Source organism: Winogradskyella sp. (assembly GCF_013213975.1).
In the GTDB taxonomy this organism is placed as follows: domain Bacteria; phylum Bacteroidota; class Bacteroidia; order Flavobacteriales; family Flavobacteriaceae; genus Winogradskyella.
The window spans coordinates 24,536-45,278 of sequence record NZ_JABSST010000005.1; the positions used below are offsets into that span (position 1 = coordinate 24,536).

Genomic DNA, 20,743 nt, shown 5'->3' on the forward strand with positions numbered 1-20,743 from the left:
GCATATCATAAAATTACTATCTTTGAGTAACTACTAAATCTCACTAAAAATGAAGGTGGTCAAGTATTTAATTCTCTTATTATTAACCCTTGTAATTGGCTTTTCTATTCATGTTGAGGCACAACCAAATTCTTTTGAAGTTACTCACACTAAAACAATGAATACTCCTCAAGCTGTTATATATAGTGATATTATTGACTTTAAAAATTGGGAAGATAAAGATGGTATAAGTACCATGAAAATTATAGCAACAACGCATAATTCCTCTATCACTGAAAAATTGCAGTTTGCGCATTTCCCGCAGAATGACATAACTTGGTGTCTAAAATCAAACGAAGATAGATCCATAGACGTAACTTACACTATTTCTGATAAAGATTCACCATTTGGCCTCAAAGCATTCGCAACTATTATGGGTGGAATGGAATCAGAAATTGGACCTCCCTATGAAAGAGGTCTTGTAATGCTCGACAGTGTTTTACAAGAAAGCATCCCGTTAACGGTTTATAATGAAATGGCAGAAACTGTTATTATGAGCAATGGAATTCCAATTAATGAACGTGTCGAACTGCCTTCCGAATCAGATATTTCATTGGGTTTTATGCCAAATATGAAAGTCCTTAAAACCACCTTAACTGGGAATTACACAAATTTGCCAAAAGCACGGGAAGCCACGATCAAGCATTTGACCAAACAAGGATTTGAACAATCGGAATATAAACCTTATGAAATTCACGCAACCGATCTAGGATTTTATCCTAATCCTTCTGACTGGATTACAGAAATTTACGTTCCTATAAAAGAATAAATGAAGCAAATACTTTTAGTTTTCGTTGGTGGTGGCTTTGGAAGCGCATTACGATTTATAATTGGCAAATGGCTGAACAGCTCAAATGATGGGATTCCATACGGCACCTTTGCTGCCAATATTATTGGGAGCTTATTAATTGGCATTGTTTTGGGAATGGCAGCAAAAAACAACAGTCTTACCGAAAACCAAACTTTAATTTTGGCTACAGGCTTTTGTGGTGGATTTACCACCTTCTCAACCTTTGCTTATGAAAATCATATTTTCTTGAAATCTGGGGACTTTACAAGTTTTGCAATCTATACCATTGCTAGTTTTGCAATTGGATTTATGGCAGTTTTTCTTGGAATGTATGTGGTAAAAGTTTAATTCTTTTTAAAATCCCTTAGACCAGCTTCGACTTTAGTTGCAATGTAATTTTCTCTTGGTACTATTGGACATGAGAACTTCTCATTATAGGCACAATATGGATTGTAAGCCTTATTAAAATCTATTTCTATAGTATCGCCCATTGGTATTCTCATATCTAAATAGCGACCACCAGGATAGGTTGAATCGCCATTGGTATCATCCAAAAATGGTAGAAATAAATAATCAATAAATTGTTCAGACTGTAAATGCTCTTCTCCTTGATAAACATTGAGCTTAAATTCATTCCCTTGAAGATTAAAACGCAATATTCCATAAATGCGTTCTCTAGTAACCTCGCCTGTTGTGGTTTTCATATTGAACCAATTAGATCCTGGTGTCCGTTCTAAGGTCGCGGTTACAACAAACTCTGGATTAAACGGAAAAAAGTCCAATGATTTAAATGACTTAAGATCGGTTTTCTTTAATGGTGATTTTGAAGCATCCTTAAAGTCAGAATTCACTTTTCTTTGCCAAGCAGTATCACCCAAGAGTTTTTCCTTTTTGGAACAACTCAGCGAACATAGTATAAATAGCGCCATTAAAACTCGTTTCATCTTTAATCTTTTTACAGATCAAAAATACAACTTATCAGATTTTATTGTAAGTTTGGAGTGTAATTAGAGTAAAACAATGTTGCAAGCCATTAGATATACAAAACAAACCTGTGTGATTTCTTCGGAAACCATTCGGATGTATTATCTATTGTAGCTATTCTTATATATCACTAAACAATATTTAAAAGTCCGACGAAACCGTCGGACTTTTTATTTTTATAACAACAACCAAAATGAAAAAGCTTTACTTAAACTACATTGAATCTTTCATGGATTTATCAAGAGAGATGTGGTATTTATCCTTAATCAGCTTAGTAAATAGAGCTGGAACCATGGTTATTCCTTTTCTTTCTTTATACCTTAAGAAAGATATGGGTCTTTCAGAAAATGATATTGGATCAATATTCGCATTTTTTGGTATTGGTTCTGTTATAGGATCTTGGTTAGGCGGAAAATTAACAGACATTTTCGGGTTCTTTAAGGTCATGGTTAGTAGCCTATTTTTGACTGGTCTGTGTTTTATGGCTTTACAATATATTGATACATTTTGGGGATTTTGTTTTGGTATATTAGTAACAATGTCTATCGCAGACACTTTTAGACCTGCAATATTTGTAGCTATTAAAGCATATAGTAAACCAGAGAATCAAACTAGGTCAGTTGGACTAATTCGATTAGCTATAAACGCAGGAATGGGTATTGGGCCAACTCTCGCAGGATTAATAATTATTACTAATGGTTATAATCTTCTGTTCTGGATTGATGGTTTCACATGTATTATTGCTATACTACTATTTTTGTATCTAGTGAAAGATCCTAAAGTAAAACCAGCAGAGATAAGAAATGAATACAAAAATTTAGACAAGAATGTTGTTTATAAAGATGTTTCTTTTTGGATTCATTCAATTATTTGTTTTCTCTTTGGAATGGCTTTTTTTCAATTATTTACAACTATACCATTATACTATGATGAGATCTTTCAACTCAATGAATTTAAGATAGGTATTATCCTATTTCTTAATGTAGCAATTATTGTAATTTTTGAAATGCCACTTCTGAATTATTTAGAAAAGCAAATGATTCCAATTACAAAATATATTATTGTGTGTTGTAGTCTATTGTCATTAAGCTTCTTAGTCTTGTACAATAACTTTTGGATAGGAATTCTAATTATCAGCATTATTCTTATGACCTTAAGTGAAATGCTAGGCTTTCCATACACCAATAGATTTGCACTTAAAAGAGCAAAGGACGGGTTAGAGGGAAGTTACATGGCGATGTATTCAATGTCCTTTTCCTTAGCTCATATATTTAGTCCTAAAATTGGATTAGGTATAATTCATAATTATGGCTATCAAATAAACTGGTTACTCACTGCAGGCTATGGACTAATAGCAATACTTCTTGCATACTGGCTTCATACTCGTGTAAAACAAAAATTATAATGAATCTTAATCAAATTACAATTCCGTCGCTAGATCTTAAAAGAGCGACGGAATTTTATAAAAAGCTAGGGCTTACACTGATTGTTGATGCCTTACCGCGTTATGTTAGGTTTGAGTGCCCTGATGGTGACAGTACCTTCTCAATACACAACGTAAACCAATTACCAACAGGTGAAGGTATCAGTGTTTATTTTGAGATTGAAGATTTAGATTATGAAGTGAACATTCTCAAAGAAAAAGGCATTGCATTTACAAGTGAACCCGAGGATAAGCCATTGTTTTGGAGAGAAGCACATCTTAAAGATCCAGATGGCAATCAAATTATTTTGTTCAATGCAAAAGAAAACAGAAAAAACCCACCTTGGCGCATAAAAGAATAGACAAATAAAAATTCAATCAATTTTAGTAGCTCTCCTATTAACTGTTTTAAGGGGTAGTCTATCTAAAGACAATAGCAAAAAGTAAGTTTTATCAAAGATTCAAGTCTTGAAGTTAAGGCATAACGAATATTATAAACCAACCAATATAATGTCCAATTTCTAATTATGGATGCTTTTATAACACAAAACTCAGTGCACCATATGATATTTTTCGGCAGACCGTCTTCAAAGACTATAAAAGCCATACATGTTTTTACTTTGGCAAACACAGATGATCTTATTACAACTTCTGAAGGCATACGATTATTACCAAACCTAATTATCTAAAGATTAACATTCCTAAAATCACTATCGTTGTTGTTCTGAATACTTAACAGCATTGAGACAACTAGTTAAAAGATAAAGTAATGCTTAATTTGGTTAGAAAGGTCGATAAAGACGCTCAATGTATTACCTCACATCGCGATGGTGCCTTTGTTTTAGCTAAAGCCAGATTATTAGATGATGAAGTATTCACTTAGCTTTCCAAGTGGTATTGACAAGATGCGAGCAATATTCCCAATCCTAGATATTAAAAAGGATGAAGTCTTTACTCATGATAGAAATAATATTACCTCTGAAGAAGGCGAAAAATTATTTGAAACTACCTTCTATTTAAGCCACTATTTTTACCGTAAGGAGATGAATCAGTCCTTAGCTGATGGGTTAGTTGTTGATTGGAAATTAGAAGCCGTACCGCATTTGATGATTAAAAAATTAATCATCGTATTGGTTTAATCTCACTATGTTTAACCACATGAGACAACACAATTTGGGTTTTTGTTTCACCATAGCTAATTAACTGATCAATGAAGGATTCTAAGTGTTTTTGATTTTTAAGAATGACCTCCATAACAATATTTTCGTTACCAGTAATACGATAACAATTAACGACTTCGTCATAGGTTTTTACTTTTTCAAGAAATGGTTTTAGCATTCCCATAAAGGCGCGTAAGGTGACTATGGCCTTAAATTGATACCCTACTTCAAACGGTGAAATAACAGTAGTAAATGCTTCAATGACTTCGGCGTCTTCAAGCTTTTTAATACGCTCACTAACCGCAGGAGAACTGATTCCCACGCGTCTTCCGATTTCGGCATTTGAAAGGCGTGCATTATCCTGTAAACACTTTAAAATCTTCTTATTAATATCATCAATAGCCATTTTAAATTATTTTGACAGAAATTAACATAAATTTTAAAGCAAATATAAGCTTTTACCTTAATTATTAAAGTAAATTGTTAAAACTACTCCGTAATTTCGTTTTAATTGCTTGCGAAAATGAATTACAACCTACCATCACACTTGTCTGAGTTGCCTATATATAGAAAGGCCATGGATATCCTTATGATATCTCGATGTATATCGACTCACATTAGTCAGGATTTGTCGTATTTAAATGAAGACGGCTCAGAAGACAATAATATCTACTTCACGGGAGATATTGTACAACAATCAACGCATTTAGCCCCAGAAATTATTAATGCTGAACGCGCACGTTTCTCTGAAAAAAAACATCAACATCTTGAAAGTCTTGAGCGCTTGACAAATAAACTTTATCGAAGTTGTAAACGATTAGAACGCTCCAAAAGCAATGGAAGAGACTATCTTCCTATTTTAAGAGGCGAACTCAAAACATTTAAAAAATTGCAGCGTAACTGGATGCTAACGCTTTAGTTGCATATTTTACAATCTTCTTTATCTTGTAGTTCCCCAATTAAGTAGCCTTCTTGATTCATTTTGTAACCACAACAATCCATAAACCCTTGCGCAATTAGTTTACGTCCTCTTTGAATTTGAGATTTAATGGTTGGCAGAGGTAACTCTAGACGTGTCGCGATATCCTTTTGTTTGAGTCCCATTATATCAAAAAGAAAAATAGGGTCTCTATACTTTTTAGGAAGATTAATTAAAATACCTCTAAGGCAGTCTTTTTCTGTATGACTTGAATCATCTTCGTTATCATCTACATCTTGATTAGGAATATCTAAATCAATGTCTTGCGATAAGGATCTAAAATAATCTAATATGGTATATCTAGCAACAGAGAACAACCAGGGCTTAAGTTTAGAATTTTCCTTTAATGTATGAAGTTTCGTATGAACTTTAATAAAGGTATCCTGAAGAATATCATCAGCCAAAGCCTCGTTTTTCACTTTACTCAATATAAAGTGCTTAATATCTGCCGAATATGTGTCCCAAGCATTCTTAGTGGTCATCCCTAAATATAAAATATCAGCTTAGAATTAGCAATTTCTAAGCTGATAATAATTAACAATTACAATCTGTACATGTGCAACTTTCACAAGAACAATCTGCACATTGGCCATTGATACATGGCTCGCAATTACATGAGCATTTATCTGAATTTTTCATGATTTAATATTTTTTAATTCGTCTAATAGACGTAGAACCTTGAAAAAAGATGCAAAAGGACTAAAAAAAATTTACATATTTCTGCGATATTGCCCTCCCACTTCGAACAAGGCTGCTGTAATTTGTCCAAGAGAACACACCTTACATACCTCCATTAATGCTTCAAAAATATTTTGATTATGAATAGCCTTCATCTGAAGATCTTTTAATAACGCGTCAGTATTAAGGGCTTGATGTAAGTTTTTCAGTGTCTTAATTTGAAACTCCTTTTCTGCTTCTGTGGCTCTAATGACCTCAGCGGGTTGAACTGTTGGTGAACCTTTACTACTTAAAAACGTATTTACCCCAATAATTGGAAAATCTCCATTGTGCTTCAGTGTTTCATAATACAAGCTCTCCTCTTGGATTTTTGAGCGTTGATACATGGTTTCCATAGCACCTAGAACACCTCCGCGTTCTGTAATTCGGTCAAATTCTGTAAGAACAGCTTCCTCAACCAAATCAGTTAGTTCTTCAATAATAAATGATCCTTGTATTGGATTTTCATTCTTAGCTAAGCCCAATTCTTTATTAATGATAAGCTGTATGGCCATAGCACGTCTCACTGATTCTTCAGTTGGAGTGGTTATGGCTTCATCATAGGCATTGGTATGCAACGAGTTACAATTATCATAAATAGCATAGAGCGCTTGAAGTGTTGTTCTAATATCATTAAAATCAATCTCTTGAGCATGAAGACTTCGACCAGAGGTCTGGATATGATATTTAAGCATTTGGGCTCTTGGATTTGCACCGTATTTATGCTTTAAAGCCTTCGCCCAAATCTTACGTGCTACACGACCAATTACAGCGTATTCTGGATCGATACCGTTAGAGAAAAAGAAGGATAAATTAGGACCAAACTTATTAATATCCATTCCTCGACTTAAGTAATACTCTACATAAGTAAATCCATTTGCTAATGTAAAAGCCAATTGCGAAATCGGATTAGCGCCAGCTTCTGCAATGTGGTAGCCAGATATAGACACTGAATAAAAATTACGTACTCCGTTATCTATAAAATATTCCTGTACGTCACCCATTAATCGTAAGGCAAATTCAGTAGAGAAAATACAGGTATTTTGAGCCTGATCTTCTTTAAGAATATCTGCTTGAACCGTTCCTCTAACTTGAGATATGGTTTTGGCTTTGATGACCTCATAAATATCCTTTGACAACACCTGATCACCAGTGACTCCTAATAGCATTAAACCCAGTCCATCATTTCCTTTAGGAATATCTCCATTATAAGTCGGTCTATCTTTTCCTTTATACAATGCTGCAATTTTCTTTTCAACATCTTTCTCAAGACCATTTTCCTTAATATAAATCTCGCACTGCTGATCGATAGCAGCATTCATAAAAAAGCCTAATAACATTGGTGCTGGACCATTAATAGTCATACTCACCGATGTCATAGGGTCTGCGAGATTAAAACCAGAATACAGTTTCTTAGCATCGTCCAAACAACAAATACTTACACCTGCATTTCCAATTTTTCCATAAATATCTGGTCTGTAATCTGGATCGTTACCATATAAAGTTACACTATCAAACGCTGTTGATAAGCGCTTTGCTGGCATGCCTAGACTCACATAATGAAAGCGTCTATTAGTACGTTCTGGCCCACCTTCCCCTGCAAACATTCGAGTTGGGTCTTCCCCAGTGCGTTTAAATGGATACAACCCTGACGCGTAAGGAAATTCACCAGGAACGTTCTCTTGTAAACTCCATCTTAAAATATCCCCCCAAGCTTGGTACTTTGGTAAGGCAACTTTAGGAATATCAGAATGTGATAAGGATTTAGTGTGCGTTTCTATTTTTATCTCTTTATCTCTTACTTTAAACGTATATACAGGATCCTTATATCGATTTACCTTATCGTCCCAACCAGTAATAATTTCCCAATTGTAAGGATCTAAATTTAACTTAACACGATCAAATTCAGCAACCAATAGTTTTATAAATTCTATATTTTCAGTAGTACTAGATATTATACTATCGCTATCAATTCCAGATTTATCAAGTTTTGGTTTTTGACCTATAACCGACTCTAAAGTTTTATAAATACCATATAACTTCTGTGCTACTTCAACTTGAGTATTTGCAATCTTATCATAGGCACGATTATTTTCAGCGATTTCAGAAAGATATCTTGTACGCGCAGGAGGAATAACAAAGATTTTCTCACTCATCTCTTTTGAAATCTCAAACGTTGACTTTAGATCTGCTTCAGTTTTCTCAACCAACTTATCCATTATAGCCTTGTAAAGCGTATTCATTCCTGGGTCATTGAACTGAGACGCAATAGTTCCAAATACAGGCATGGTATCCGGATCTTCATGCCATAGGTTATGATTGCGCATGTATTGTTTTTTTACATCACGAAGCGCATCTAAAGCTCCTCGTTTATCAAACTTGTTGATCGCGACTAAATCTGCGAAATCCAGCATATCAATTTTTTCCAACTGTGTTGCTGCACCAAATTCAGGAGTCATAACATAAAGCGACACATCACTATGCTCCAAAATTTCAGTGTCAGATTGACCAATACCTGATGTTTCTAAAATAATTAAATCATACTCAGCGGCCTTTAAAACCTCAACAGCCTCATTAACATATTTCGACAACGCCAAATTCGATTGACGTGTTGCCAGGCTTCGCATATACACTCTCGGTGAATTAATAGCATTCATTCGAATACGATCACCTAAAAGTGCACCACCTGTTTTACGTTTTGAAGGATCAACTGACACTAGCCCAACAGTCTTGTTTGGAAAATCAATCAGAAAACGACGCACCAATTCATCTACTAAGGATGACTTACCTGCACCACCTGTTCCTGTAATTCCAAGCACAGGTGTTTTTGAGTTAATATTCTTTGTATGGATGCTATCAAGGGTAGTTTTAGCAACATCAGGGAAATTTTCAGCTGCAGAAATAACACGAGCAATTGACTTAGGATTCTTTTCATGCAATACGTTAACCTCTCCATTTAATTGATCACCTATCGCGAAGTCAGATTTCTTAACAAGGTCATTAATCATACCTTGCAAACCCATTTCTCGTCCATCATCGGGAGAATAAATTCTTGTAATGCCATAGTCCATTAGGTCTTTAATTTCTTCAGGGAGAATAACACCTCCGCCACCTCCGAAGATTTTGATATGACCAGCGCCTTTCTCTTTAAGTAAATCATACATATACTTAAAGTATTCGTTATGACCTCCTTGATAGGAAGTCATTGCAATGGCATTTGCATCTTCTTGAATAGCAGTATTAACCACTTCTTCAACACTTCTATCATGACCTAAATGTATGACTTCAACACCTGTTGCTTGAATAATACGGCGCATAATATTTATAGCTGCGTCATGGCCATCAAAAAGTGAAGCGGCAGTTACTATTCTTACTTTATACTTAGGCTTATATGGTGCGACTTGTTCCATTCGTAAAAATCTAGCTTAATTCGATAGCAAATTTACGGAATATTCAAAAATATTACACAATAATTATGAATAATATAAAACCAAGAACTACATCCCAAAACTTACTATTTTGCAATACTTAAGTACTATGCAAATATTCAAAATATGCAAAAAATTACACTGCTGATACATTGTATTGACCAACCAAATATTATTGCTTCTGTAACTAATTTCATGGCACTAAGTAATGGAAACATTGTTTATATCGATCAGCATGTTGATCGCGAACAAAATATATTCTTTATGCGCCTTGAATGTGAGTTTATTTCGGACTCATTTTCTGTTGAAAGTTTTAAAGAATTGTTCCAAAATGCATTAGTGGATAAGTTTGATTTAAAATGGCGCATCTATTCGGCAAATAAAAAGCCAAAAATGGCCTTATTCGTGTCTAAATATGACCACTGTCTTTACGATATTTTAGGACGCTATAATTCAGGTGAACTAAATTTAGAAATCCCTTTTATAGTGAGTAATCATGAGGATCTTAAGTCTATAGCTGATAATTTTAAAATTCCTTTTCATTATATCCCAATCGTAAAGGAGAATAAAAAAGAAGCAGAACTTAAACAATTAGAATTATTAGAAACACATCAAATTGATTTTGTTGTATTAGCGCGTTATATGCAAATAGTTTCTCATCTTTTAATTAACAAGTATCCAAATAAAATAATTAATATTCACCATTCTTTCTTACCTGCATTTGTTGGTGCAAAACCGTACCATTCCGCTTTTAAAAGGGGTGTAAAGATCATTGGCGCAACAAGTCATTACATTACAGAAGAGCTAGATGCAGGTCCAATTATTGAGCAAAATGTAGCTCATGTATCTCATTCTTATTCCATCAAAGATCTAATTGCCAAAGGACGTGATTTAGAGAAAATTGTACTCTCTAATGCTATTAAACTTCACGCTAATCGAAAAGTTATGGTGTTTAATAATAAAACGGTAATATTCTCGTAGTACTAAAGCGCAAAATTATCTCCTTGCTTAGCAAAATTAAAGCCCAATAATTTTAAACTATCCTTTAATCTATGACTATCCTTTAAAGCAGGATTTGTATGATTAAAATGAATAAAGTGAATTTTTTGCCTTATCTCTTGGGCCTCATTTTCAAATAAACTTGTGGTTTCCGTTATAAAAGGATGAGGAATTTTACTCATATCTCGTTTGAGTTCGCCATCCCTAAAGAATGAAGCATCCAAGAATGCATAATTGACTTTTTTAACTTCCTCAACTATATTTCTATTCCATCTATCCCATTTATCAATATCTGGGATAAACAATGCAGATTTATTTGGTCCTTCTATCGTATAACCAACGGTTTCAGAATATTCATCACGGTGCGGCACTAAGATTGGAGTTACTTTTAGTTTTGGACTCGGCATAACTATTGAGTCTTGCTTTAATTTTTTGAGGTTTATATTTTCCAAAGCAACTAATTGACTCCAAGGACCATTAGTTTCTATATATTGCTTCATACGTGGCATGGCATATACTGGAACTTTATTTGCTCCAAGTGCCTCTCTACCCAATTGCATGAGCCCTGTATAATGCCCAATATGTGCATGAGTCAAGAAAATACCATTTATAATAGAACCATTATCTATGTGTTGTTTTTTTAAAACTTCTGTTTGCTCTGCAATATCAGGAGTAGCATCAAATAACCATTTCTGCTTTGTACTATGATCAATTAATCCCAAACAAGACACCAATTTTTTGGACTCTTCTCCTCTAAAGTACGCTGCACAGCATTCCTTTTCACAGTTAATTTGAGGATAACCAGCATCTTGGGCAATCCCTAAAACAGTTATATACTGTTTAGCTTTAGAAGATGCACCCAAATTTGAGATTTCACGATTATTCACGGCAACTTCCGTACAATTAGAAAATACAAGAAAAAATAATACGAATGAATATTGATAGGCTTTCATAGGAACATATATCTTTGTTAAAGATAAAAACCCAAAACTTATGATAAAAAGAATCTTCACCTTACTTATTGTTTTTAACTTCACAGCCTGTGCTGAATTACAAAACGTAATTAATGAATTACCTCAAGGCGGTACCTTAAGTAATGCCGATATCGCAGCTGGATTGCGTCAAGCTCTTGACTTTGGAATTGATAAACAAGTAAGTAAACTTACTCAGAAAGACGGATTTTATAAAAATGAACTCGTTAAAATATTATTACCTGAAGAATTACAAAAGGTTGATAAAGCCTTGAGAAATGTTGGATTAGGTAGTCTTGCTGATAGTGGTTTAAAAGCACTTAATAGAGCGGCAGAAGATGCTGTTAAAGAAGCTACTCCAATTTTTGTAAGTGCTGTAAAAGACATTACGTTTACCGATGCAAAAAATATTCTTTTAGGTGATGATAGTGCGGCAACCAATTATTTGACCACTAAAACACAAACAGCGCTATATGACAAATTTAGGCCTGTTATTCAAAACTCATTTAGCAAGGTCGGAGCAGATCAAATATGGACTAACCTAATCACGAAGTACAATACGCTCCCACTAACTAATAATGTTAATCCAGATTTGACTGACTACGTAACATCAGAAGCCTTAGAGGGTGTATATACCATGATAGCACTAGAAGAAAAAGAAATTAGAAATAAAATGTCTTCTAGAAGTACGGATCTATTGAAAAAGGTATTTGCGCTTCAAGACTAAAAAATAAACAATCAGTGATTTACAGAAAATATTAATGACTTAAAAAACGTTTGAGTCACTTTAGTTTATACCTGCTACACAGATTAGAATATTAAATGCGTTGGCTCATTTAGAAGGATTACTCCAAATAGAATAAAATTTGAAATTTGAATATCAGGGATTGATCAAGCTGGCCTATAATTTAAGACAAACAGATCGTAATTTGAGTGACATCTCAGAATTTAAGGTAACTATGGTAAAAGTGAAATTAATAAGCTTTAATTTATAATTAGAGATCCTACATATCCTCAAATTAATCCGTTCGTTTATATAAGCCATCAAAGACAATAATAACCTAACCATCTTCAGTTATTGTTTTCCAAAGTGGTCTTGCAGTTCCATCTTCATTATGAGTCCTATTAATGCAATGGTAAAACGATTTCGCTCTGACATTACTTTCTTCTGTTTTCAGTATCATTTTAATTTTCAATTTTAATACCATTAAAGTAGAGGTGTTGTCCTTGGTAATCTGCCCAGATTTATTCCTAGTGTTTAGCTGTATAACTGTAAATATTATTACTTACACCTCTGTATCCTGGTGAGTTGCTAGTCCAATTCTATTGAAGAATACATTGACTCTGAATCTTCATAATAACATTTTTGACCTGCTTCAGATTCATCTGTATTAGTAACTTACCAAGTCCCAATCCAAAACCGAATTTAGCGTGTTTTTCTGAGCACCAATTAATGAGGTTTTTTTTGCGTAAAAAATACTACTGAGAATAGTATTATACATGATATATTGATTGGTTTCTTCAAAATTGATATAGTTTAACTACATACTATTAAAGTATATTTAATTGTATGCTAATATTAACATAACATTGATTAAACTTTTAGTTAGCATCTTTGCATTGCAAAAGAGATAAGTCTTAAAAGAGATTCGCACAGTTAGTTAGTTCAAAGTCGGTATTGTCGTTGATACCGACTTTTTAGTTTTCATCATGCAGTTGTGAAAAATAACTGTAGGACTTTAGAAGTCGACTACCATACCACGAGAATAGTTCGCCATCAACAATTAATATGTGTTTCTTAGGAAATTGCTTTTTTAAATCCATTACATGCTTTTCTTTAAATGGAAATGGTTCACTAGATAGGAAAATGGCATCTACTTCTATTAGCTTTGGATGATTAAGTTCGATTTCTGGATAACGTGAATCATCTTGAAACACATTTATAAATCCAGCTTCTGATAACATTTCATTTATAAAGGTGTCTGACCCTGCTACCATGTGGGGATTATTCCAAATGAAGTATGCAACTTTTAGTCTAGGCTCAGCAAATCTTTGCCTAAAATCATCTCGCTTTTTATGAATCCTTGCAATTAACTGTTGTGCTTGAGCTTCGACATTAAATAATTCACCATACATATTGATAAGCTCAAAACATTGCTGAATTGTGCTAATATCACTGATATGAACCGGTGCAAATTTCTCTAACTCAGAAACTATACTCTTAGTGTTCTCTTCTTTGTTACAAAGAATAATGTCTGGCTGAAGAGCTTTTATTTTAGAAAAATTAACTTGTTTGGTACCACCAACAATGTTTTTCTGTTTTCTAATATAATGCGGATGTACACAGAACTTAGTAATTCCAACTATTGAGGATTCCAGGCTTAAATCTACTAGTAATTCAGTTTGTGACGGTACTAACGAAACAATACGTTTGGGCAATGAGGGTAGCTCTAAACTTCTTTTGAGTTGATCAACAAAAACCATCAGAATTATAATCTACCCAGCTCAATTGCCATATCGGACTGGAGTGTCTGTGCCTTAGCAGCAGCAGCTTCTGCAAAATCTTTCCCTTGAGAGGCGTAAATAATAGCTCTAGATGAATTAATTAATAAACCAACGTTAGAATTAATACCGTATTTGCATACATCTTGAAGATTACCACCTTGAGCACCAACACCTGGTACCAGAATAAAACTATTAGGTATAATTTTACGAATACTTGCTAAAAACTCTGCTTTTGTGGCACCAACAACGTACATCAAATTATCGGAATTTTGCCAAGATTTAGAGGTTTCTAATACTTTCTTGTAAAGCTCATTTCCTTCGATGGTTTTGGTCTGAAAATCAAAAGCTCCTTGATTTGATGTTAAGGCTAATAAAATGGTATGTTTTTCTTCAAAAGCCAAAAACGGCTCAACAGAATCTTTACCCATATATGGTGCCACTGTAACACTATCAAAGGCTAAGTCCTCAAAAAATGCCTTGGCATACATGGTACTAGTATTACCTATATCCCCACGTTTAGCGTCTGCGATAGTGTATAATTCAGGGTAATTCTCATTTAAATAGTTGATTGTTTTTTCTAATGCTTGCCATCCTTTGAGGCCATAAGCTTCATAAAACGCTGTATTAGGTTTGTAGGCAACACACAAATGATGCGTAGCATCTATAATGGCTTTATTAAATGAAAAAACAGGATCTTCTTCCTCTAATAAGTGTTGAGGAATTTTGTTTAAATCTACATCCAAACCAATACATAGGAAGGATTGTTTTTTATGAATCTGCGCTATAAGTTGGTCTGTTGTCATGTATTAAAGAAACCTTGAAAGCAGTCTAATTTTAAATGATATCATCACTAGCTTTTAACAACTCTGTATTTTCGGCTAACATTAGCTCGTCCACTATTTTTTGAATATCACCATTAATAATGTTTGACAAATCATAAAGTGTTAAACCTATTCGGTGATCAGTAACTCGTCCCTGAGGATAATTGTAAGTTCTAATCTTCTCACTTCTATCACCACGCTTTATAATGCTCTTACGTCTTTCTGAATCGGCCTCAAGTTGCTTCTCTAATTCCATTTCATACAATCGAGAACGTAACACTTTAAGCGCTTTCTCTAAGTTTTTATGCGAGGACTTTTGGTCTTGACAACTCACAATCATACCAGTTGGTTCATGATGTAATTTAATAGCCGAGTATGTTGTATTAACGGACTGTCCACCTGGACCTGTAGAGGTGGTACGCTCAATTCTAACTTCGGTCATATCAAGTTCATAATCAAACTCTTCAACTTCTGGAGACACCATTACGGTTGTGGTACTTGTATGAACACGTCCTTGCGTTTCAGTTTGCGGGACACGTTGAACACGATGTACACCAGCTTCAAACTTTAATGTACCATAAACGTCTTCACCATTGACTTCAAAAATAATTTCTTTAAAACCACCCGATGTCCCTTCACTAATATTTACCACACTGGTACTCCACCCTTTATCAGAACAATACTTAGAATACATCCGATATAAATCACCTGCAAAAATACTTGCCTCATCACCACCAGCTCCTGCTCTAATTTCAACAACAGCATTTTTAGAATCATCAGGATCTTTTGGTATTAATAAAAATCGGATTTCTTCCTCAATAGCAGGCAATTCGCCTTTAGCTTCATCCAACTGCATCTTAGCCATTTCAACCATTTCAGCATCAGAACCATCAGCAATAATATCTTCAGCTTCAGCTATATTATCTAAAAGGTTTTTATAAACAGCACTTCGATCTACGATCTTCTTTAAATCCTTATATTCTTTATTGAGTTGTACATAGCGTTTTTGATCAGAAATAATATCCGGTTGAATAATGAGATCATTAACTTCATCAAAACGTTGCTTTACAATCTGTATTTTATCTAACATTTATCTTCAAAAAATTGAATGTCAAAAGTACAATTTTTTATGGATTATATTTTGAATGAAATTTAGCAATAATGTATAAAATATTTATGAGCCTAATGGCGTTATTGTATGTATATGGTACGGCAGTTCACCTCTATACTCAACTACTATAAACCGTTGGCTTTTTGGTCCTTTTTAGTAACCATAATCATTACGGCCATTAATCCTGCCCTAATTTTAGCGCTCTGCACAAAACTGTTCCTGACTTTTCTATTATGGATTATGATTAGCGATAGAAGGTTAAGACAACGTTTAAAATTTTATAAGATACGAGGTGTATCACATCTAAAATTTTTCAGCACTATATTTATCTTTGATAGCATTATCACATGTACATTTTTGCTACTCATTAAAGGTTTTATTTAAAAATTGTATTTTCGAGTATGATTCGTCTATTGGTCTACCTCAATTTTTACAAAACGTTTATTGTATGGTCTATAATTATAAATGTGCTATTAGCTTCTGTTGATTCCGACTATACTCCAGCCCTACTTACAAAGAGTTTCTTGACCATATTTGCTTGGTATTTTATGACCGAAACCGCTAACAAAAGGCAGTTTACATTTTACAAAAACCTTAGCATTACGCCAATTAAACTTTTTGCCTTTGTTTTGTTCTTAGACTGTCTAATGACCATTGCGTTTTTATTTTTAACTAAAACACTCCTATAAATATATCCTCTTTGGTTTTTGAAATTGACAACATAGAACTCTATTTTAAAAATAAATGTATTCTAAATGGCATATACTTGAAGGCTGAAGTTGGTAAAACTACCGCAATCTTAGGAAGTAACGGATGTGGAAAAAGTTGCTTGCTTAATATTGTCTTTGGCAATTTAAAATCTAAATATAAATTGGTAAGAATAGATAATAAGCCGATTCTAAAACCACTATACAAGTCTGGTCTTGTTAAATTTTTATCGCAATACCACTTTATTCCCAGCGGAATGCGCCTCCAAAATATTTTTAAGCTATACAATTTAAATTGGAAATTATTTACTTCTGAATTTGAAAGTTTTAATAAATATAGACATGAGAGAATAGGTCATTTATCAGGTGGTGAAAGACGTATTGTAGAAACCTATATTATTCTAAAATCCGATAGCAAACTAGTACTATTAGACGAACCCTTTTCTCATATTGCACCCATATATGTTGAATATATTAAGAAACTAATTTTTAAGGAAAAAAAGCAAAAAGCAATTATTATAACTGATCATTTATATGAACATATTATAGCGGCTGCAGATCGTATTTACCTACTTAAAAACGGAACGACAAAAGAAATAGAAGCCCTTGAAGAGTTAGAAGACTATAAGTATATCCGTCAAATTTAAGGAGACCCGTCTGACTTATTCATAATGGTATCTAAGTCTACAACTACACCAACACCAAGCAGCTGTTTCCATTGAAGTTTAGGACCCTTAACAACCACTTCCTCGTTGGTCATTTCATTCTGTTCTACCTCAACTTTTATATCGTTATCATATCTGAGGTGAGATCCAAATGTGGCTTGAACATATTTATTGACTTTCATGTCTAAATTAACCTCCCAATCCAAATCAATATTACCAAAGCTATTAAGATAATCTGTATATAATCGCAATCGTGTAATAAGATTCATATTTTCGAAAACCTCATCTTCAAATTGACCTGTTAAAAGAATACCTAGCTCTTGTCTTATTTTTTTTCCTTCACTTATAATATTCCCGTCCAAATCATAAATCGCAGGATCTACACCAAACGCACCTTGATTTGCCAGGTTTTTATCTAATACAAAGGTCGTTTTTAGAGTAAATGGTGAGCCGTAAATAGATAATCTATTTATATACCTACCATACTCCATACCAATTCCCATAAACACATAACCTGGAGCCATAAATCTAGACACTGGATCCTCTGCTTCTGGATTGCTAAATCCATTAGCAAACTGCGAATTAAAACTAAATCTAGCCGAATAAAACCAATTACTTTTCTTGTCCTTTTCTAATCCGAAATTGGATACCACTTCAATTACATCTTCTGTCTTAAAAATAGGCTGTTGTGCTTGCTTATTAAGACCATATCTCAATGTTAAAGATGAATTCCAGAATAGATTCTCTTTCTTATACTTTGCGGAGGCTTTTCCACTTATAATGGCAGAAATTGAATTAGTACCACCAGCATTCCAATTAGAAAAAGATACCTGATTTAGATAAAAGCCGATTTCCTTTTTTGTTTGCCACCCTAAATTAACTATGCTTTCCTTTTGCTTGTTATTTAAGAATAAGGAATCTGGCTGCGCACCAACCTCATATACTGAAAACAAACAAACAATAATATAGGCTAACCAATAGCGTTTCATTTGATATAAAATTAGTAGGTAAAAACACCATATTCACTTGTAATGGTAAGTTTTTTAGTATTTGAAGCTTCAACTCTTCCGATAACTTGCGCCTCTACATTAAACGACCTGGATACAGCAATAATATCTTCCGCAATTTCTGGTTTTACATATAATTCCATACGGTGCCCACAATTAAATACTTGATACATTTCTTTCCAATCCGTTTTTGATTGCTCTTGAATGAGCTTAAATAACGGAGGTATTGCAAACATATTATCTTTAATCACATGAAGATTGTCTATAAAATGAAGAATTTTCGTCTGAGCACCACCACTGCAATGCACGATACCATGAACTGCATCGCTTTTATATTTTTCTAATATGGCTTTTATAATAGGAGCATATGTTCGTGTTGGTGATAAAACTAGTTTCCCCGCATCGATTGGTACATCTTTAACAGAATCTGTTAATTTAGTTTGCCCCGAATAAACTAATTCTTCAGGGACTGCTGCATCATAACTTTCTGGGTACTTATCTGCTAAATACTTAGAAAAGACATCATGTCTCGCAGAAGTTAATCCATTACTACCCATTCCACCATTGTATTCAGTCTCATATGAAGCTTTACCAAAAGATTCTAGTCCAACGATAACATCTCCTTCTTTGATATTAGCATTATCAATTACATCAGATCGCTTCATTCTTGCTGTTACCGTAGAATCTACTATAATAGTTCGCACTAAATCACCCACATCTGCTGTCTCACCACCCGTAGAATGTATTGCTACTCCAAACGAATTTAAATCACTAATTAGTTCCTCGGTACCATTTATTATTGCAGAAATAACTTCGCCTGGAATAAGGTTTTTATTTCTTCCTATGGTTGAAGATAACATAATATTGTCTGTCGCCCCAACACAAAGAAGATCATCTATATTCATAATTAAGGCATCTTGTGCTATTCCTTTCCATACAGAAATATCACCTGTTTCTTTCCAATACATATAGGCTAAAGATGATTTTGTTCCAGCACCATCCGCATGCATTATCAGACAATAGTCATCATCGTTAGTTAAATAATCTGGAACGATTTTACAAAAGGCATTAGGGAATAAACCTTTGTCAATATTTTGAATAGCATTATGGACATCTTCCTTAGAAGCTGAAACACCCCTTTGCGAATACCTTTTGCTCACTGAATTACTCATTGAAGTATTTTAATTAAGTAACACAAAAGTAAGAATTGCTAATTATTATTTAATAATATTTGATTGAATTACGGTGTCTACCTCTTCTAAAAGCCTCTCTTTTGTTTTTTGACCACCAAAATAGAGGTTTAGACCTAAACCAAGCCTTAAAAAACTTATACTATTTTCTTCTTGAATAATGGGGCTTGTTTTTTTTGAAAACACATAATTGTATTCTCCGAATATCTCAAGACCAACTTTTTTAAAAACAATGAACTCAACTCCTAATCCTCCTTGAACTTTTGGACCTGTGGTTTGAAAGTCAGAAGATGCGTTATAACTATAACCACCGTAAGCATAAGGAGATATATTACTAAACGGGGCCATCAAATACTCTAAATTAAAATCAAAAGAAACAAATCCTTCATTAAAAGTTTCATTAAAAGCAAGGTTATATTTATTAAAGGCAATACTTACCCCAAGATGTTCTGTAATGAATCTTTTATATCCTAAACGAAAATAAACTTTAAATTCTGGCTCTGGAAAATCGCCTGTGATCAAGGTTGAACCAGCAGCAATATCAACAGAATTAGTGCCTCGGATATCATAAAATCCTAATTTCTTATATAGTCTTTTATTATCTTGATTAGATTCTACATCTTTTTGAGCACTTAGATTGGATAAGCCAATAGATGATATGGCTAACAATAGTAAAACGGACTTCAATTTAATCAACATAAATACCTTAATTACAAAATAGGTTGATTTAATTATGATTGAGGAGCGCCGCAATATATTAAAATAATCTACAAAACATAAAATTATTAAAGATTATCAATAATAGAAAAGGATAAATCTATAGAAATAGATTTATCCTTTTCTTTTGGTGTAAGTTACTCACCAATATCACTTAATCTTTTTAAGATTCTGTTTGTAGCTCAGGCTGAATATTAACAACTTCGTCATTCACAACATCGTTCATGTTTTCTGACTTGTCTTGAGACAAAATTAAAGTTGCTCCCACGAGAATAGCTACACTTAATAGTAACTTCTTCATTTTAACAAAATATTGATTAATAGCATCTCAAAAATACTAATAAATCTTCGTGGTTAAATGACTCAAAGTAGTTTTTTAACATCATTACTATACCTTTTCGATGACTAGTAAATTGAAATCGACGAATTACATAAATGCGACATGAAGGACTTAAAAAACTACGTATCAATACTTACATTTCAATAAAGCCATCCTGATGTTAATCGGAATTTTATGTGTTTCATAGAAT

Annotated in this window: 23 protein-coding genes; 10 read left to right on the forward strand and 13 right to left on the reverse strand. The window is 33.6% G+C overall.

Going from position 1 to position 20,743, the window contains the following annotated elements; translation table 11 throughout:
• The first annotated feature begins 49 nt into the window (after nt 1-49).
• On the forward strand, nt 50-808 hold the full coding sequence (locus HRU49_RS00990) for a transcription activator effector-binding protein (protein ID WP_296353226.1): 759 nt from the start codon (nt 50-52) through the stop codon (nt 806-808).
• Nucleotides 809-1,177, forward strand: a complete 369-nt coding sequence (crcB, locus tag HRU49_RS00995; protein ID WP_296353228.1) for a fluoride efflux transporter CrcB — start codon at nt 809-811, stop codon at nt 1,175-1,177.
• Here the strand turns inward: crcB and HRU49_RS01000 are convergent.
• A complete protein-coding gene (locus tag HRU49_RS01000) occupies nt 1,174-1,773 on the reverse strand; it encodes a DUF1684 domain-containing protein (RefSeq protein ID WP_296353229.1) in 600 nt (199 codons plus the stop codon). The two genes, crcB and HRU49_RS01000, sit on opposite strands and share 4 nt — an antisense overlap.
• Before the next feature lie 233 nt (nt 1,774-2,006).
• Here HRU49_RS01000 and HRU49_RS01005 point away from each other — a divergent pair, with 233 nt between their 5' ends.
• The 4 genes from HRU49_RS01005 (at nt 2,007) to HRU49_RS01020 (ending at nt 4,375) form a co-directional block, all read left to right on the forward strand.
• Nucleotides 2,007-3,218, forward strand: a complete 1,212-nt coding sequence (locus HRU49_RS01005; protein ID WP_363146077.1) for an MFS transporter — start codon at nt 2,007-2,009, stop codon at nt 3,216-3,218.
• Nucleotides 3,218-3,598, forward strand: a complete 381-nt coding sequence (locus HRU49_RS01010; protein WP_296353232.1) for a VOC family protein — start codon at nt 3,218-3,220, stop codon at nt 3,596-3,598. The genes HRU49_RS01005 and HRU49_RS01010 overlap by 1 nt, the downstream gene beginning before the upstream one ends.
• Nucleotides 3,599-3,763: 165 nt before the next feature.
• Nucleotides 3,764-3,925, forward strand: coding sequence for a hypothetical protein (locus tag HRU49_RS01015; RefSeq protein WP_296353234.1), 162 nt, complete (start codon nt 3,764-3,766; stop codon nt 3,923-3,925).
• A gap of 174 nt (nt 3,926-4,099) precedes the next feature.
• Nucleotides 4,100-4,375 carry a hypothetical protein gene (locus HRU49_RS01020; protein ID WP_296353236.1) on the forward strand — a complete coding sequence of 92 codons (276 nt, stop codon included), beginning with the start codon at nt 4,100-4,102 and terminating at the stop codon, nt 4,373-4,375.
• Here the strand turns inward: HRU49_RS01020 and HRU49_RS01025 are convergent.
• Nucleotides 4,359-4,802, reverse strand: coding sequence for an Lrp/AsnC family transcriptional regulator (locus HRU49_RS01025; protein WP_296353239.1), 444 nt, complete (start codon nt 4,800-4,802; stop codon nt 4,359-4,361). The genes HRU49_RS01020 and HRU49_RS01025 overlap by 17 nt on opposite strands.
• Nucleotides 4,803-4,919: 117 nt before the next feature.
• Here HRU49_RS01025 and HRU49_RS01030 point away from each other — a divergent pair, with 117 nt between their 5' ends.
• Nucleotides 4,920-5,315: a hypothetical protein gene (locus tag HRU49_RS01030; protein WP_296353241.1), complete on the forward strand. Its 396-nt coding sequence runs from the start codon at nt 4,920-4,922 to the stop codon at nt 5,313-5,315.
• Here the strand turns inward: HRU49_RS01030 and HRU49_RS01035 are convergent.
• Both HRU49_RS01035 and HRU49_RS01040 read right to left on the reverse strand, forming a co-directional pair.
• Nucleotides 5,312-5,857: a sigma-70 family RNA polymerase sigma factor gene (locus HRU49_RS01035; protein WP_296353242.1), complete on the reverse strand. Its 546-nt coding sequence runs from the start codon at nt 5,855-5,857 to the stop codon at nt 5,312-5,314. The two genes, HRU49_RS01030 and HRU49_RS01035, sit on opposite strands and share 4 nt — an antisense overlap.
• A 228-nt stretch (nt 5,858-6,085) precedes the next feature.
• Nucleotides 6,086-9,502 carry a methylmalonyl-CoA mutase family protein gene (locus tag HRU49_RS01040; RefSeq protein WP_296353244.1) on the reverse strand — a complete coding sequence of 1,139 codons (3,417 nt, stop codon included), beginning with the start codon at nt 9,500-9,502 and terminating at the stop codon, nt 6,086-6,088.
• A 144-nt stretch (nt 9,503-9,646) separates the two neighbouring features.
• On the opposite strand from HRU49_RS01040, the gene purU reads away from it, so the two are divergent.
• Nucleotides 9,647-10,501 carry a formyltetrahydrofolate deformylase gene (gene purU, locus HRU49_RS01045; protein WP_296353246.1) on the forward strand — a complete coding sequence of 285 codons (855 nt, stop codon included), beginning with the start codon at nt 9,647-9,649 and terminating at the stop codon, nt 10,499-10,501.
• Nucleotides 10,502-10,503: 2 nt separating this feature from the next.
• On the opposite strand, the gene HRU49_RS01050 is transcribed toward purU, so the two are convergent.
• On the reverse strand, nt 10,504-11,472 hold the full coding sequence (locus HRU49_RS01050; protein ID WP_296353248.1) for an MBL fold metallo-hydrolase: 969 nt from the start codon (nt 11,470-11,472) through the stop codon (nt 10,504-10,506).
• A gap of 40 nt (nt 11,473-11,512) precedes the next feature.
• On the opposite strand from HRU49_RS01050, the gene HRU49_RS01055 reads away from it, so the two are divergent.
• A complete protein-coding gene (locus HRU49_RS01055) occupies nt 11,513-12,217 on the forward strand; it encodes a DUF4197 domain-containing protein (protein WP_296353250.1) in 705 nt (234 codons plus the stop codon).
• A gap of 334 nt (nt 12,218-12,551) precedes the next feature.
• On the opposite strand, the gene HRU49_RS01060 is transcribed toward HRU49_RS01055, so the two are convergent.
• The 4 genes from HRU49_RS01060 to prfA form a co-directional block, all read right to left on the reverse strand.
• On the reverse strand, nt 12,552-12,674 hold the full coding sequence (locus HRU49_RS01060) for a hypothetical protein (RefSeq protein ID WP_296353252.1): 123 nt from the start codon (nt 12,672-12,674) through the stop codon (nt 12,552-12,554).
• Nucleotides 12,675-13,188: 514 nt separating this feature from the next.
• Nucleotides 13,189-13,974: a helical backbone metal receptor gene (locus HRU49_RS01065; RefSeq protein ID WP_296353255.1), complete on the reverse strand. Its 786-nt coding sequence runs from the start codon at nt 13,972-13,974 to the stop codon at nt 13,189-13,191.
• Between the two features lie 5 nt (nt 13,975-13,979).
• Nucleotides 13,980-14,798 carry an orotidine-5'-phosphate decarboxylase gene (pyrF, locus tag HRU49_RS01070; protein ID WP_296353257.1) on the reverse strand — a complete coding sequence of 273 codons (819 nt, stop codon included), beginning with the start codon at nt 14,796-14,798 and terminating at the stop codon, nt 13,980-13,982.
• Nucleotides 14,799-14,829: 31 nt separating this feature from the next.
• Complete coding sequence (gene prfA, locus HRU49_RS01075; RefSeq protein ID WP_296353259.1) at nt 14,830-15,906, reverse strand: peptide chain release factor 1; 1,077 nt, start codon at nt 15,904-15,906, stop codon at nt 14,830-14,832.
• A 721-nt stretch (nt 15,907-16,627) separates the two neighbouring features.
• Between prfA and HRU49_RS01080 the strand changes: the two genes are divergently transcribed.
• Nucleotides 16,628-17,281 carry an ABC transporter ATP-binding protein gene (locus tag HRU49_RS01080; RefSeq protein WP_296353261.1) on the forward strand — a complete coding sequence of 218 codons (654 nt, stop codon included), beginning with the start codon at nt 16,628-16,630 and terminating at the stop codon, nt 17,279-17,281.
• Here HRU49_RS01080 and HRU49_RS01085 read toward each other — a convergent pair.
• The 4 genes from HRU49_RS01085 to HRU49_RS01100 all read right to left on the reverse strand — a co-directional run bounded on the left by HRU49_RS01085 (nt 17,278) and on the right by HRU49_RS01100 (nt 20,514).
• Nucleotides 17,278-18,288, reverse strand: coding sequence for a DUF3078 domain-containing protein (locus tag HRU49_RS01085; RefSeq protein ID WP_296353263.1), 1,011 nt, complete (start codon nt 18,286-18,288; stop codon nt 17,278-17,280). The genes HRU49_RS01080 and HRU49_RS01085 overlap by 4 nt on opposite strands.
• 11 nt (nt 18,289-18,299) lie before the next feature.
• Nucleotides 18,300-19,478 carry an AIR synthase related protein gene (locus HRU49_RS01090; RefSeq protein WP_296353265.1) on the reverse strand — a complete coding sequence of 393 codons (1,179 nt, stop codon included), beginning with the start codon at nt 19,476-19,478 and terminating at the stop codon, nt 18,300-18,302.
• Nucleotides 19,479-19,523: 45 nt separating this feature from the next.
• A complete protein-coding gene (locus HRU49_RS01095) occupies nt 19,524-20,195 on the reverse strand; it encodes an outer membrane beta-barrel protein (protein ID WP_296353267.1) in 672 nt (223 codons plus the stop codon).
• A 181-nt stretch (nt 20,196-20,376) separates the two neighbouring features.
• Nucleotides 20,377-20,514, reverse strand: coding sequence for a hypothetical protein (locus tag HRU49_RS01100; RefSeq protein WP_296353269.1), 138 nt, complete (start codon nt 20,512-20,514; stop codon nt 20,377-20,379).
• Between the last annotated feature and the right edge of the window lie 229 nt (nt 20,515-20,743).

What these genes read in the sequence shown, in the direction of transcription:
- HRU49_RS01100 (WP_296353269.1), bottom strand. Translation starts at nt 20,514, where the DNA reads ATGAAGAAGTTACTATTAAGTGTAGCTATTCTCGTGGGAGCAACTTTA.
- crcB (WP_296353228.1), top strand. Translation starts at nt 809, where the DNA reads ATGAAGCAAATACTTTTAGTTTTCGTTGGTGGTGGCTTTGGAAGCGCA.
- HRU49_RS01005 (WP_363146077.1), top strand. Translation starts at nt 2,007, where the DNA reads ATGAAAAAGCTTTACTTAAACTACATTGAATCTTTCATGGATTTATCA.
- pyrF (WP_296353257.1), bottom strand. Translation starts at nt 14,798, where the DNA reads ATGACAACAGACCAACTTATAGCGCAGATTCATAAAAAACAATCCTTC.
- HRU49_RS01085 (WP_296353263.1), bottom strand. Translation starts at nt 18,288, where the DNA reads ATGAAACGCTATTGGTTAGCCTATATTATTGTTTGTTTGTTTTCAGTA.
- HRU49_RS01025 (WP_296353239.1), bottom strand. Translation starts at nt 4,802, where the DNA reads ATGGCTATTGATGATATTAATAAGAAGATTTTAAAGTGTTTACAGGAT.
- HRU49_RS01000 (WP_296353229.1), bottom strand. Translation starts at nt 1,773, where the DNA reads ATGAAACGAGTTTTAATGGCGCTATTTATACTATGTTCGCTGAGTTGT.
- HRU49_RS01050 (WP_296353248.1), bottom strand. Translation starts at nt 11,472, where the DNA reads ATGAAAGCCTATCAATATTCATTCGTATTATTTTTTCTTGTATTTTCT.
- HRU49_RS01090 (WP_296353265.1), bottom strand. Translation starts at nt 19,478, where the DNA reads ATGAGTAATTCAGTGAGCAAAAGGTATTCGCAAAGGGGTGTTTCAGCT.
- HRU49_RS01015 (WP_296353234.1), top strand. Translation starts at nt 3,764, where the DNA reads ATGGATGCTTTTATAACACAAAACTCAGTGCACCATATGATATTTTTC.
- HRU49_RS00990 (WP_296353226.1), top strand. Translation starts at nt 50, where the DNA reads ATGAAGGTGGTCAAGTATTTAATTCTCTTATTATTAACCCTTGTAATT.
- HRU49_RS01095 (WP_296353267.1), bottom strand. Translation starts at nt 20,195, where the DNA reads ATGTTGATTAAATTGAAGTCCGTTTTACTATTGTTAGCCATATCATCT.
- HRU49_RS01040 (WP_296353244.1), bottom strand. Translation starts at nt 9,502, where the DNA reads ATGGAACAAGTCGCACCATATAAGCCTAAGTATAAAGTAAGAATAGTA.
- HRU49_RS01020 (WP_296353236.1), top strand. Translation starts at nt 4,100, where the DNA reads ATGATGAAGTATTCACTTAGCTTTCCAAGTGGTATTGACAAGATGCGA.
- HRU49_RS01030 (WP_296353241.1), top strand. Translation starts at nt 4,920, where the DNA reads ATGAATTACAACCTACCATCACACTTGTCTGAGTTGCCTATATATAGA.
- HRU49_RS01065 (WP_296353255.1), bottom strand. Translation starts at nt 13,974, where the DNA reads ATGGTTTTTGTTGATCAACTCAAAAGAAGTTTAGAGCTACCCTCATTG.
- HRU49_RS01035 (WP_296353242.1), bottom strand. Translation starts at nt 5,857, where the DNA reads ATGACCACTAAGAATGCTTGGGACACATATTCGGCAGATATTAAGCAC.
- HRU49_RS01060 (WP_296353252.1), bottom strand. Translation starts at nt 12,674, where the DNA reads ATGATACTGAAAACAGAAGAAAGTAATGTCAGAGCGAAATCGTTTTAC.
- purU (WP_296353246.1), top strand. Translation starts at nt 9,647, where the DNA reads ATGCAAAAAATTACACTGCTGATACATTGTATTGACCAACCAAATATT.
- HRU49_RS01010 (WP_296353232.1), top strand. Translation starts at nt 3,218, where the DNA reads ATGAATCTTAATCAAATTACAATTCCGTCGCTAGATCTTAAAAGAGCG.
- prfA (WP_296353259.1), bottom strand. Translation starts at nt 15,906, where the DNA reads ATGTTAGATAAAATACAGATTGTAAAGCAACGTTTTGATGAAGTTAAT.
- HRU49_RS01055 (WP_296353250.1), top strand. Translation starts at nt 11,513, where the DNA reads ATGATAAAAAGAATCTTCACCTTACTTATTGTTTTTAACTTCACAGCC.